Source organism: Paenibacillus sp. J22P59, from assembly GCF_059383895.1.
Genome location: NZ_JBXENX010000004.1, coordinates 232,343 through 247,108 on the forward strand (window position 1 = coordinate 232,343; position 14,766 = coordinate 247,108).

A 14,766-nucleotide genomic window follows, 5' to 3' on the forward strand; every position below is an offset into this window, starting at 1 on the left:
TTCAGGCTTTTTTGCGAATGTATTCTGCTAATTCTTTTACGGTAGAATATTTGAATACATCCATCAATGAAATCTCAATATTGCTGCTTGTATGAATTCGTTTCACTAAGGTGATCGCATTAAGAGAATGTCCGCCTAAGTCTACAAAATCATCGTTGATCTTAATTTCAGTTAGTCCCAGCACTTCTCCCCAAATGATTGCCAAGCTCCGCTCCAGCTCATTCTCCGCATCGGTCTGAATACCGCAGACGCTCTCCTCATCTGCTTTCGTTGCAGCGGCTTGCTTGATGCCAGTCGCCTTCATCGTCATTAATTGCAGCTCCTCCAGCACGGCAGGAGCGAATTGAATAGGTAATTGGTCAATAGCGTCTACCCAACCATGCTCATAGTTCAGCTGACCAATGATCACTCGATGTAGAGGGGTTTGAATGAACAAATCCAGAGCCTGAAGGGCATCACGGGTAGCAATCGTTTTGAAGAAGCCATCCTCATTAACGCCATATTGCGCTGCCATCCCCGTTTCTTTCCATCCGGCCCAATTAATCGTTATAGATTCCTTCCCTCTTCTAGCTCTTACAGCAGTGAGCGCATCCAAATAACTGTTCGCCGCCGTATAGTCGCCTTGTCCGGCTGACCCAGCTAGCGTAATAATCGAAGAGAACAGGACAAAAAATTGCAGCGGGTCATTAGAAGTATATTGGTCCAAGTAATAGCTTCCAACAATCTTGGGACGAATAACGGAATGAAAGGTTGCCTTATCCTTCTTTGCAATAAAGCCATCGCCTGCTACGCCAGCAGCATGGATAACACCATAGATAGAACCATGCTGCTCTCTTAATTCCTCCAGAGCGGATGCTAGCTGACTCTTATTAGACACGTCAGCAGCTTTAGTCACAACCGTAGAGCCGGCAGCTTCAATCTCTTGGATCTGCTTAATCTTATCCGTCCATTTCGAATCATTGGCTTCTACGAGCCCTTGCCACTGCGAGCGGTCAGGGAATGCCGACCGATTCAATAAAGCTATTGTCACTGTTCCTTTACTGGACAACCACTTTGCCAGCTCCAGACCAAGTCCGCCCGTTCCCCCTGTTATCAGGTATAAGCCGTTTGATTGCAACGTGACCGTTTCCGCCTTAGATGGGAGGACCAGCTTATCCATCGTTTCTACATAGCGTCTTCCTTGACGATAGGCAGATAAGTACCCGTGGTTGCTTGGCGTAACAATATGATTGAGCAATTGCTCTGCACTTACCGAATCATCTATATCAATGCCGCTTGTTCTGAGATAGGGCCACTCCTCCGACAGCACCCTGCCGAGGCCTAATAAAGAGGCATTATGCGCATATAGCTCAAGCTCGCTGCCATCCACTTCGTAAGACCTGTTAGCAATTATGACGATATTCAAAGAGTTGTTCTGCAAATAATAATCCCACGCCTGCAAAAAGGCAAAGCATGAGTTGATACTATAAGTCAGTTCCTTCTCTGCATCACTTGCGTCATCAGGAGTAATCATGCTGGCGATATCCAATACGATATGCTCGATTTTAATGTTCTCCAATTGCTGGAGAAGCCATCTGGCAGCCTCTGCCTGATCATTAATGTAATAAACCCCGTTACTATTTTGCTCAGATTGCTCACCCATAACAGCTAGGACAACCTGCACGCCCCTCTGCTTCCAAGCGTTAATTCTTGCACTAGCAGTCGCCTCATGCCGGGTAATTACTAATATGGCTCCCGTGCTCACTTGCCCTTCTGCTTCCAAAGGCAGATCAGCCTGCTGCCACACGATATGTTGATAGAAGCTTTGATGACCGGATAAAGCCTGCATAGCCGAGTAGGCATCCCGAATACGACGCACCATCAAATCCTCAATCTTGGCAATCATTTGCCCGGCTTCATCTATTAACGTGATATCGTAAAATAAGAAACTATTATTTTCATCCGCATCAGCCTTCTGAACCATGTGACTGTAACATACAGCCGGTATCGTTTGGAATACTTGTACTCTCTTGTAATAGAACGGGAGATAGAGAAACCCATCCTTCACTACAGACAGAGTAGCGAGATCCAGCAGTGCCGGATGAAGAGTATGGACATCCAGATCGGCTTGATACCTCTCATCCAATTCGATCCGAATCAGTGCCTCCTGCTCCCCTAGACCATATTCTCTTACACCTTGCCAGCGTGGACCGAACCCCGCCGTCGCAGGATACGGCTCACCCGGATGAAGCTTCAGCACATCTTTGGAGCAAGCTTCCCGCAACGCTCCCAGACTCAAAGGCTCGCTTGAGCTCTCGCCCTTCAACCGATCGAGAATCGCTGTAGCATGTACATCCCGCTCCGCCTGCCTGCTTCCGGCATCATAGCTCTCTACTGTAAGATGCACCTCACCCTGAACTCTCTGAACGGTTGTACGCACTGTTTTTCTCGCATTTGCCTGAACGATCAATGGCTTGAGAAACTCTATGTTTCTGAGCTCTATACGATCAGCTTGCAGGAACAGCTTGCCCACGAATGCCGCCAAATCAACGTATGCCGCAGTTGGTATGACGGCCTGCCCGGCAATCGGATGCTCATACAGCAGCCAATCTGTATCAAGCGATATGTCCGATTCAACAACCCATTTTTCCTCTGTTTGCTCCATATATCTGCGAAGAAGCGGATGGGTATGCCCTCCTACGGAATGGATCGCCAGTTCAAGCAAGGCCTGCTCATCTATATGACCGCTTGGATTGCATGGAATATTCTCGACGAACAGCAGCTGAATGGGCATCAGGGCGTGAAGAAGCGTCTGATCAAGCTGAGCGATGAGCTGCTGCTTGTCCGAAGCCTTGCCTTCACAGCAAATAATGGGTGCTACGCCCCCTTGCCCGTCTGGGACAGCAATCAAAGCCGCCTTCTCTATAGAGGAGTAAGAATGCAGCAGTTCTTCTACCTTAACTCTTGGAATCCGCTGGCCTCTATGAATATAGTAAGCTTCCTCAGATATGCTGCTCGTTGCTCCCAATCGCTCGAATCGCGGATCATCAAGCCTCAGCTCAGGATTGGAGAGCACCTCGGACAGAAAAGACACCAGTCGATCCACAAAGCTGGCTATCGTTGCCTCTTCATAAAAAGAACCTTTGTAAGAGACGGTCAATGCGATATGCTCCGCATTCAGATCAAAGCCAAAAACCTTTTCATACGGAATGTCCTTCAAAACATCTGCTTGATGAATCTGCTGCAAATACACATACGTATGCATATATGGAATTCCGGCTTCGTTCGATAATAGCTGCAGCTCTTTGGCAATTAAATCAATCGGATAATTCTGATGCAGGCTCGCCTCCGACACGATCTGCCGCATCTTGCCAAGCCATTCCTTGAACGTGATTGCAGGCTGTTCAGCCGCCCTGAGGGAGACAACCTGATTCAGTTGGAGCGTCCCTTCCTTCTGCATACGAAAAATAGGCATGCCGACTGCAAAATCTGTACCCTTCATCTCACGCTGCAGCAAATACGCAATCCCGCTTAATAAAATAATGTAAACCGCATGCGGAGAGCCATTCCCGATTGCTCCTATTCGTGTGCTCAGTAGCTCGGGTAATTGTACGGCATACTCCTTTGCCACCGCACTATCCTCTGATGGCAACAAACGATCCGGCTGAAGCATCGCATAAGCGAACTCGCCCTTCAATTGCTCTTGCCAATATTCCTTATCCTTATCGAGCTTGCCGCTGTTGATAATCATATTGCGGGTCATCTGATTGGTCATGGTCCAAGTTATCCTCCCTTATTTACGTTAAAAAGAAAAGTCGATCATTGCCGCTACTTCATCTAACTGATCTACACGCAAAGAGGGAGGTTCCACATCTCGTATGCAGCTGTGCGGGTTTTCTATCCACTCCATCAATAAAGACAAATAATCGTCTATGAACCTTTGAATCGTCGATTCTACAAATAAATCCGTGCTGAACAGCAAACGGAAGCGAATCTGCCCCTCTTGCTTGGACGCCTCAATAATAAGGTCACATTGTGCGATTGGCAGGTGCAGATCAAGCGGTGTTACAACGATTCCGGGCAGACGCAAATGCTGATCCTCAAAGCTTAAGAAATTAAACATCGTCTGAAATAGCGTAGACGTTCCCGCATCCGCTTTTCTCGTACGCAGCAGCTCGTCCATTCGATCCTCAGGAAAATCATCATGTGCAACAGCTCGCATAATACGATAGCCCGTGTCCTTCACAAATGAGGAAAACGACTTATTCCCATCAATGGCATTCAGAATCGGTACGGTCGTAGCGAACATCCCGATCATAGCTTGAACCTCTGCTGTATGCCGCCCACTGGATAATGTCCCGACAACGATTCGTTTATTTCCCGTGTAGTTCCAGAGCAGCACATTCCAGTTAGCGAGAAGAATCATATAGAGTGTAGCGCCAAGCTGTGCCGCCATCGCTTCCAGCTTTTGCGTATCCGCCTCATTCAGCTCGAATAGAATCTCCTGTCCCTTCCCGCTAAGCTTATCCGGCCTCGAATAATCGGCAGGAATAGTCAGAACGGGTACGCCCTCAGCAAAACAATCATCCCAGAACTGCTCCAGCTGTCTTATTCTAGCCTCGGAAAGTCTCGCAGCCTGCCATTCTGAATAATCTTTATAGTGAGCAGTCGGCAATGCCAAAGACGCGCCTTCATAGTGCTGGCGAAGCTCTTCCATAAAAATCTGAATCGAAGCGCCATCAAATACAAGGTGATGAATATCCATCATCAGTGCGTGTTTGAAAGCATGAATACGCACAATTTCCCCACGAATTAAAGGAGCTTCGCTTAGATCGAACGGACGTATAAACCGCTTGATTGCTTGAGACAGCTCGTCCTCGGCAATCTCGCTGTAGGTCAGATGGAAGTCCGCCGTATCGTGAACGCGCTGGACCCCTTCTCCCTTGCTCCATTCAAAGCTTGTTCGCATAATTTCGTGGCGAGCAATAAGAGCCCTAATCGCCTGCTCCAGCCGAGGAATATCAAGCTCTCCTTCCAGCAGGAATACAGCCGGCATATTCCAGTCCAGTCCGCTCGGATTCATGCTGCTGTAGATATGCACCCATTTCTGTGCTCTCGACAAGGGATAGGTATCCTGCTTGGCTACAGGGAGGATACCGCTCCCCTCTTCGGCTCGCTCGAACGAATCGATAAGAGCTGCCAGCTGGCAAAGCTCATCATTCTCGAAGATGTCGACAAGGGACAGCTCCTTTTGGAACTCCTTCTCGATATACGCCAGCAGCATATTGGCGCTTAACGAGTGCCCTCCAAGTTCAAAGAACCGGCTGCTCCTCTGGACGCTGCGAATGCCGAGAATCTCTTTCCATACTCTAGACAGGCTGATCTCTGTCGATGTGGCATTGGGATCATTCACCAGATCCTCACCTTCCGCAAGCTTCGGCAAGGGCAGCAGCTTGCGGTCAACCTTGCCGTTAGAGGTTAATGGGAATCTCTCCAGCGCAATGAAATGGGAAGGAATCATATAGCTAGGGAGCAATTGAGCAAGTTTTTGAAGGAGCACATTCGCATCTATCAAAGACTCGCTAACATAATAAGCGCATATCGCTTTGTCATTATCGGATTCACCCATACAGACAATCTCAGCTTCGATGATGGACTCGCACTGCAACAGCTTCGATTTGATCTCTCCGAGCTCAATACGGTAGCCGCGAAGCTTTACCTGATCATCATTGCGTCCCATATAATACAGATCTCCCGTAGGCAATCGTTTTACGATGTCTCCTGTTCGGTACAAAACCTGCCCATTCTCTGCGGAGATGAACCGCGCTGCCGTCAAATCCGGACGATTCAAATAACCACGCCCGACACAGCCTCCGCCAATCAGCAGCTCGCCAACACCCTCATCAACAATCCAATTATCGTTCTCATCTGCAATAAGAGCTTCTTGCTTGTATAGGGGTTTGCCGATTGGGACGATTCCGTTCAAGCCTGTCTCTAATGGATCTATAGGAAAAATCGTACTGTCCACACAGCATTCCGTAGGACCATATACATTAAATATTTTCGTCGATAATGGCTGAAGGGACTCGTAGAAATCAGTGACCGCTTTATACGCAAGCTCCTCGCCGCCAATTAGAAATTGTCTAGGAATGATTCCTTTGGCCCGGGAGGCGTATGCTAACATCCGAATATGAGCCGGTGTTCCATCACTCACATCAATTCGATGCAGCTCGAAGTAAGCCCAAAGCGCTTTGCCATCCTTCCTCACTTCTTCTGGAACGATATAAAGCGTATGCCCAAATAACAGGGCCCCAAATATTTGTTGTACGGAAGCATCAAAATAATAAGGGGCGACGAGCGCTATTCGCAGCGGCTCAGTCTCTTCGCTAGAGGCGGTCTCTTGAAGAAGCTCTTTGTAAAAATGCCGCTCAAGCCCTTCCATCAAATTCAGTACGTTGCGATGCTCGATCATGACCCCTTTCGGATCGCCCGTCGTTCCCGAGGTATATAGCACATAAGCCAGATGATGGGACTCACTCCTGCTTCCTAATGAAAGCGGCTGCTCTGCGCGCTGTTGCTTGCCTTGGAGGTAGGGTGTCAGGTTGATCACCTGCCGCCCTGGGAAACGACTCAAGAATCGTTCCTCGCATAAAATAACGACTGAAGCACAATCGTTAATGATATAGTCGACCCTCTCCAGAGGCATATCCGGATCCAAAGGAAGGTAAGCGGCAGAAGACTTCAGAATCGCCATAATACCTGCAATCATTGAAACTCCGCGTCCTGTCATTAAGACAACGACTTGATCAGGACCAGCCCCATGTGCAACGAGCGAATCCGCGATGTGATCAGATAAATAATCAAGATCCTCATAGGTTAAGGTTTGCCCATCGGCAATAACTGCTCTTGTTTTCGGGCTTTTGCGCGCTTGATGCTCAAACATATCCCGAATGGAGCCGTATTTGTCTGCCAAGCTCCTTGTCGAACCGTTCATGATATTCCCCCTCTAGGAATGGCGCTGCTGGCTTCTACCTAAAAAGTAAAATCAAAAGCATCCTGATCAACTGGCTCAAGCTGAGCGATATCGTGCTCAGCGAGCTTAATATCGGCAAGCAGGAGCTGCGGATTATCCATGACTTTCTCTGCTATTGCGAGCATATCCGTAAGCATTCGTTCAGCAATGCTCGGATTAATCGCGGTCGCATCTGCTTCCACAATAAGTTCAAGCTCGTTATCTATTTCATCAATAAACGCCACAAGCGGAATAAGGCTGGTGTGTTCAGACTCCTTGCTTATATTGGCATAGCGATTGAAGTGGATTTCAGCCTCGACTAAATAAGAATGGGCTGCGGAAGAAGCCTGCAGAGCATACGACTCTTCTATCTCGCTTTGTCTAAGCTGCTTCACGTAATAATCAAATGATTTGTAGCCTTCCAGATTGCCTGACAATAACAATGGAAGTGCCAAGCCTTTGTACCTTACACCTGTCAGTACCGACTCTACACCCGCATATTTGGACAGCATGACATGATAGATGGCAATCCATACCGAAGGCATTGACAGCTCTTGCCCTCGTGTATATTGCTTCAGCTGCTCCGTAACGGAATGGTCCAGCCGCTTGCTAAACGATAATGCCTGACGCAAAGAAACGGGAGACGCAGGATCCTGCACAGCTAATCCAAGCGGAGGAATCGACTGGTGCTCTAATCGACTGCTCTCTTTCTGGACCTTTTTCCCTTCCGCATCATGTTTAGCGCCATTAGTGATATATGACGCTAATTGTTCTACAGAAGGAGATAGCAGCACTTCTGCTGCGGTAATAGGAGCAGACAACTCCTTCATCTGTACATTAATACAGGAAGCAATTTCCACCGCATGCTCCATATGCCCGCCGATTGCATAAAGCTTATCTTGCTTGCCCAGCTTGCTCTCTCCAAGCACATTGCACCAGATTGCAAGCAGCTCGGCTTCCACAGCGGCAAGCTGATCATTCCCTTTATTCAGGGAAGGCGCGGGAGGCACTTGAAGCCAGCATCTAGTCTTCTCGAATGGGTATACAGGCAGATGGATTCGAGCAAGGCTTTCATTCCGATACAGCCGCTCAAAGTTCAGGTCTGCTCCATGTACATAAGCTGCTGCTGCATGTTCAAGAATAGCCGCGGGTTGCGAAGCGCCGCTCTCAGCATCCAAGCTTGCGCGCAGCTGCTCATTAGCTTCTCGGCTTAGCACTCTTATCTCACTTTCCAAGAAGTCATTCGCGGCCTGATCAGGACGCTTCTTAGGGATAATCCGATGCGCTCCGTACAGCACAGTTGAAGAAGCCGCTAGTCCATTTGGCTGCTCCAGCCACAGCGTTAAAGCCTGCTTAAGTTCACTAGCACTGCTTGTTATAACAGCCAACCGATGCGAATAATGTCCTCGGCCAATCGCCGCGGTGTAGCACAAATCTGCTGCGCTTACGTCGGCTTGCCCCAAATAAGAGCAATAGCGTTCCGCATAGTTTCGCAGAGCCGCTTCGTTTTTTGCTGATAGCACGAACAGACGCGGCTTCTCATTCGGTTCCCTAGTAGCATTAGCAGCAGGCGCCTCCTCAAGAACGACATGACAGTTCGTTCCGCTGAAGCCAAAGGAGCTTACCCCGCTTCGTCGAGCCCCCTCGCCAGTCTCCCACTCTGAAAGACGATCATTTACGTATACAGGCGATTGATCGAATCGAATCTGCCTGTTCGGAAATTGAAAATGCAGGGTAGGCGGGATTTGTTTATTTTTAAGCGCTAATACGGCTTTAATAATTCCCGCCAAGCCTGCTGCGCTGTCGATATGGCCGATGTTGGACTTCACCGAGCCAATTGCGCAGAATTGGCGCTTGGACGTGAACTGGCGGAATGCTTTTTGAATACCGTCAATCTCAATCGGATCGCCAAGCTTCGTTCCTGTGCCATGAGCTTCTATATAGCTGATCGTGGAAGGATCGATTCTAGCATCCTTCCAAGCTTGGACCAGCACCTCCTCCTGTGCCAGCGCATTCGGCGCAGTAATATTAATGGAGGTGCCGTCCTGATTCGTTGCGCTTCCCTTAATAACAGCATAAATAGGATCATTATCTTGCAACGCTTTGCTAAGCGGTTTAATTAAAATAGCGGCTACCCCTTCGCTCAACGCAGTACCGTCTGCGTGATCGTCAAATGCCTTGGAGCGCTGATCGCCGGATTCAATGCCATATTCAATGAACCCTTCGAGCGGCAGCAGATTAATTCGAATGCCCCCAACGAGCGCCTGCTCGCATTCCCCATTTGCTATCGCTTTGCAAGCCAGATGCAGAGCGACGAGAGAGGAGGAGCAAGCGGTATCAACCAGCAGGCTAGGTCCTTTCAAATTAAGCGCATGCGGCAAACGGCTGGCGATGATCGCGGATATGTTGCCTGCAACTGACATTTGGAAGGATTCAGGCTCAACATAAGATACGAACTGTCCATACATAGGCCAGCCGCTATAACCAATATACAAGCCTGTCTTCGTACCATGCAGCGCATTGCCGCCATAGCCGGCATCCTCTAGGGCATGCCATGCAATCTCAAGAAAAAGCCGCTGATTCGGGTCCATCAGGCTGGCTTCCTTCGGTGAAATTCCGAAAAATTTGCAATCAAACTCATCAATTCGATCCAAATAGCCAGCCTGGCTATAGCGGGCTTCCATATCCTTCATATAGGTGAATTGCCGCAATCCATCGACATCACGTTGCCTTTCGAGTGGAAAATCCGTTATCGAATCCACCCCGGCTGCAAGGTTATGCCAGAATTGATTCAGGTCATTCGCATCTGGAAGCCTCGCACTCATGCCGATAATGGCCATATCCTTCTCGCCATGCGTTCTTCCTTCCTTCTTGAGCAGCCGCAGCATCTCACTGCCCGCTTGCTTGTCCAGCGTACCGTTCAAGATGTTCTCCAAGATTGAACGCGACAGCTTGCTCATGCCGAATACTCCTCCATTCGTTCGTAACGTTCAACAGCCTCATCCAAATCCAGCTCGCCTGCAAGCAGAGCCTCCAGCAGCTCATCCAGATTCAGCTCAGAATGGCTTGCAGGTGTAGTTCCACCCGATTTTTGTTCCGCAGTCGGAACCAACGCCCCCAAGTATTCTGACAGGCTGGAAATCGTCGTATAGGTGAACAAATCTGCAACCGTAACCCGCCCCGGATATTGCTGCTCAAGCAAAGCATGGACCCTCGTAATTAGAATGGAATCTCCGCCGATATCGAAGAAGCTGTCGTATACATTGAATTCCTCAAAGCCCAGCACATCGCTCCACAGGGCGGCAATTTGCTGCTCTGTTGCGGTTACGTCATCTGCGGCCTTGCCGCTTAGCGAAGATGCAGAGAAGGATTTCAGCTTTCCTTGCCCTGAACCAGCAGCTTCCTTGCTCTTGCTGGATAGGCTGGTGAATAGTTCCCTGCGCAGTTCCTCGCTCCAGCGCAGCGGTACATCCCGAATAGTCCTGCCATGAAGCATGCCGCCTTTGTTCCACTCGGCAACAATGATCCGCTTGCGGTCCGCATAATCGGTTAGGCAAGTGGCGAGCATCGTGATCCCTGTGGTGGTATCAAGTACCTTGAGCAGGTTGTCGCGATTCGTTCCATGCTCATACGCCATGCCGGTTTCTTTCCAAGCTGGCCAATTAATGGTGAGCGTCCGCTTCCCTTGACGGCTGCGGCTAGTCGCGAATTCATCAAGATAGCTGTTCGCTGCGGTATAATCACTCTGCCCGGGAACTCCCAGCATCGTCGTATTGGAGGAATACAAGACAAAAAAGTCCAATGGCTCATCTTGTGTCCAATAATCCAGCAGCCATGTGCCTGTTACCTTCGCTGACAGTACCGCCTTGAACGAAGCCATATCTTTCTGAATAATGAAGCCATCTCCAGCTACTCCTGCGGAATGAACAAGGCCGTTCAGCTCGCCATAATGCTGCTTGGCCTGCTGCAATGCGCTTCTAACCTCCGCTTCCTTGCCGACATCACAAGCGATGCACAGCACATTAGAGCCCGTCTGCTCCATCTCACGAATCGTACGCAAGACATTCGTTAGCTTCTTATTGTCATTGCCAAGCAATAGCGTATCCCACTGCTCTTTCTCAGGTAGACTCGAACGGCTCAATAGCACCAAATTAACTTTTGCCTGAGTGGACAGCCATCTTGCTGTCTCCAGTCCGATTCCGCTTAATCCTCCTGTGATCAAATAAGTGCCGCCATCCTTCACAACAGTTGGGGCGTTAGGCGCTGATGCTGCTTCACTCTTCGTGAATTGTTCGACGAAGCGGCAGCCATTGCGATAGGCTATTCGTTGCACCTCGCGCTCCAGCTGCATCTCCTCTACCGCCTGTTCCAATGAAGCAACGCCATCTATATCTATGAGGCGGACCGCCAGGTTGGCATATTCTTCGCCAATCACTTTACCTAAGCCGATCATCGGAGCCTGCTCCGGCCGTAAAATCGGCTCTTCCTTCGTCACCTCTGCTGCATATTGCGTCATAATAACGATATCCATCGAACGGTCTGGCTGCTTATCGAGCAGAGCCTTCGTCAACAGGAATAAGCTGTCCACACCATGAAGCTGCGAGTTCTCGAAGGCAAGACTATCGGTTATAAAGGCTTGCTCCGTACAAGCTAGCATATGGACGATCTGCGTAATCGGAATAGCATGGCATTGCTCGATCAATTCATTCAGGCCCGCTTGCTCGAGGGGGACGATATAATGCTGCTGACTGATAACCTCAGAGAATTCAACTCCGGGAAGAGCCTTCACATAACTTCTGCCCAGCTTCTCGAGCTTGCCTGCCATTTGCTCCAATAGCTCCCCTTGAAGGCCAAGGATAAGAACAGCTCCCTCTTTCGGCAAAGGGCGCGATTGCGTCCGCTCTTCCTGTATCCAGTCGATCTGATACAATTGCGGTCCGGCTGTCGCAGCGGCTAGACGGCTTTTTCTCGCTCGCTTCAAGGCATATCGATCAATCTCGGCTAATAAGCCGCCGTCCTCGTCAATCAGCTTAATATCATAGTGAATCATCTCGGATTGTTCCCCAAGGGCATCATCCTTCAATTGCACATAGCTGTAGAATCGCTCCGGCAGAGCGCTATACAGCTGGAACCGCCCATAGCCATAAGGCAGAAAAATACTGTCATCCTTCTTAGAATCAACAGCCAGAAGCTTCTGCAATAAAGGCATCGTCGTCAATGCATTGTCCATTAGCGAAGGATAGAGAGGATACGCGGGCAGCTCCTTTTGATAAGCCAAAGGCATAACGAGATGAGAGATCAGCTCCGTCTCCCCTACGAACATTTCCCGAATGTTATCCCAGCGGGGACCAAATTCAAAGGCAGAGGCTTTGTTGTAGGCTTTAAGGTCTGGAATGAGATGACCGTCACTATAATCCGCCTTGAGCTGCCCAACGTTGACCTCTGATTGCTGCAAAGCTGCCTTTGGACGAATGCTCACTTTGCCTTCCACGTGCCGAATCGCATCTTCTTCCTGCGAGTAGCCAACTGGCAGACTGGCGATATGGAATTGGTAGCCGCCCGCTATAGCATTCATGATTAACTGTGCTTCGATGCGTTCTCCAACTGCCACCTTCAGAGGAGCAAGAAAGACGACATCATGGAATTCCGCCATGCATTCCGGGTCCTGTAAGCGACACGCCTCCCACACCATCTCCAGATAGGTGGTTCCTACCAGAATGCTGTCGCCCATAATTTTATGCTCATCCAGCACCCAATGCCGTTTAGTTTCGAAATAGGTTGCGTATACTTTGCGATCCGGTGTATCCGTTAGGCATATATCCAACAGGGCGCTTGGCTGCTCCTTAACCTCTTGCTTTTCCTTCCCCTGCTCCTGCTGCTGCTCTAATTGCCCTTCGAACCAGCAGCGCTGCCGCTTAAAGCTGTAGGCGGGCAGACTGACTCTGCGCCTTGATTCATGGCTATACAAATGCATGAAGCTGATCTCTGCTCCGCGCTTGTATTGCTCACACACATAGGACCATAACTCCGCCTCTCGGCCCTCCTGCATATAGCGGCGAATTGTCTCATCAGTCTGTTGGGACAATGTTCGAAGCTCCGCTTCCGTCCATTCCCCATCCTTCTTATGCTTCTGCTGATCCGGCACAATCCGATGAGCCCCGTAATAAGCTCCGGCAACGGAGGTATGCAGCAGAGGACCTGCTGCAAGAGACTTCAGCTGCTGATGCAATTCATCCAAATTGCTGAACTTCAGGGCTAAGCGGCATTCATAATGTCCACGTCCCGTATTCGCGGTATAACAGATGTCTGCGATGTCCAGCTGTGCAATAGAATTCCAGCCTGCCAAATAATCATTGATTAGGGCGATAAGGCTATCCTCATCCTTGGCAGACAAAGCGAGCAGATAGCTCTCGCTGATCTCCCATAGGCTCTTTACTTGTGAGGGTGGCGCTTCTTCCAGAATAAGGTGGCAGTTGGTTCCGCTAAGCCCGAAGGAGCTTACGCCGCTTCGCCGCGGTGTGTCCCCTCGTTCCCAGGAAGACAGTTGGTCATTGATATAGACCGGAGAATTAATGAAGTCCACCTTGCGATTCGGCTCACGAAAATGTAGCGTTGGCGGAATTTGCTTATGGTGCAAGACGAGGGCTGCTTTTACTAATCCGGCAATGCCGGCTGCATTATCCAAATGTCCAATATTGGTCTTCAAGGACCCAATTGCACAAAAATTGCGTTTGTCCGTATATTTCTGAAAAGCGCGCTTGAGCCCATCTATCTCAATAGGATCACCGAGCTTCGTGCCTGTTCCGTGCGCTTCAATATAGCCGATTGATTCGGGGCTGACTCCAGCGTCCTGCCAAGCTCTGACGATGACATCCTCTTGGGCAAGCGCGTTAGGTGCTGTAATGCCAATCGAGCTGCCATCATGGTTAACAGAGCTTCCTTTAATCACCGCATAGATGTGATCGCCATCCTGCTTCGCTTTACGCAATGACTTGAGCACAACCGTCGCCGCGCCTTCCCCCGTACCTGTCCCATCCGCTTGCTCACTGAACGTCTTGGCCCGATCATCTCCAGCCTCGACCCCAATCGATGTCTGCCGATAAGGCAGCAGATGGAGCTGGACTCCACCCGCAAGAGCCATATCACATTCCCCGCTGCGAATGGCTTGTACGGCCAAATGAACCGCTACGAGCGAGGAGGAGCAGGTCGTATCGACCAGCATGCTTGGCCCATGCAGATCAAGCAAATAAGATAAGCGGCTCGCAATCACAGGCCGGCTGTTGCCCGCAACAGAGAAGGATAGCTGCGAGGCATCCAGCTCTTGAATCAATCGCTTGTATTCTGTATCTGACCCATACCCAACATATACGCCGGTCCGGCTGCCCCGCAAAGCACCCCCGCCATAGCCTGCATCCTCCATAGCCCGCCAAGAGGTTTCCAAGAACACCCGCTGATTCGGGTCCATTAGCGCCGCTTCTTTGGGTGAAATCTTAAAAAAACGGTAATCAAATTTATCAATCTGATCCAAATAAGCTGCTTTTCCTAATTTCCCCCCTTTAATGCGAAATTTATCTTTCATGATCTCCGCGTCCTTCAGGCGGCTGCCGGGTAGCTCTCTTATGCAATCCCGTCCCTCCGCAAGCACACGCCAGAAATCATTCAAATTATTAGCCTGAGGCAGCTCGACCGCTATTCCAATAATAGCGATCTCTGTCTCCTTAACCTCCTCTATGACAGATACAGGCGCACTAGCAGCCAGATTCAATTTCATTTGA

At 49.6% G+C, this 14,766-nt stretch carries 4 protein-coding genes; all 4 read right to left on the reverse strand.

The annotated features are described in order from the left end of the window. Nucleotide 1: 1 nt before the first annotated feature. Genes AC50YO_RS08450 through AC50YO_RS08465 form a run of 4 tightly spaced genes read right to left on the reverse strand, consistent with a single transcriptional unit; the run spans nucleotide 2 to nucleotide 14,762 of the window. Nucleotides 2-3,754, reverse strand: a complete 3,753-nt coding sequence (locus tag AC50YO_RS08450; protein WP_494845931.1) for an SDR family NAD(P)-dependent oxidoreductase — start codon at nucleotides 3,752-3,754, stop codon at nucleotides 2-4. A 27-nt stretch (nucleotides 3,755-3,781) separates the two neighbouring features. Next, the gene (locus tag AC50YO_RS08455) at nucleotides 3,782-6,973 is read right to left on the reverse strand and encodes an amino acid adenylation domain-containing protein (protein ID WP_494845934.1); all 3,192 of its coding nucleotides are present in this window, start codon (nucleotides 6,971-6,973) and stop codon (nucleotides 3,782-3,784) included. A 38-nt stretch (nucleotides 6,974-7,011) separates the two neighbouring features. Continuing rightward, the gene (locus AC50YO_RS08460) at nucleotides 7,012-9,951 is read right to left on the reverse strand and encodes a type I polyketide synthase (protein ID WP_494845938.1); all 2,940 of its coding nucleotides are present in this window, start codon (nucleotides 9,949-9,951) and stop codon (nucleotides 7,012-7,014) included. After that, complete coding sequence (locus AC50YO_RS08465; protein ID WP_494845942.1) at nucleotides 9,948-14,762, reverse strand: type I polyketide synthase; 4,815 nt, start codon at nucleotides 14,760-14,762, stop codon at nucleotides 9,948-9,950. The genes AC50YO_RS08460 and AC50YO_RS08465 overlap by 4 nt, the downstream gene beginning before the upstream one ends. Nucleotides 14,763-14,766: the final 4 nt, after the last annotated feature.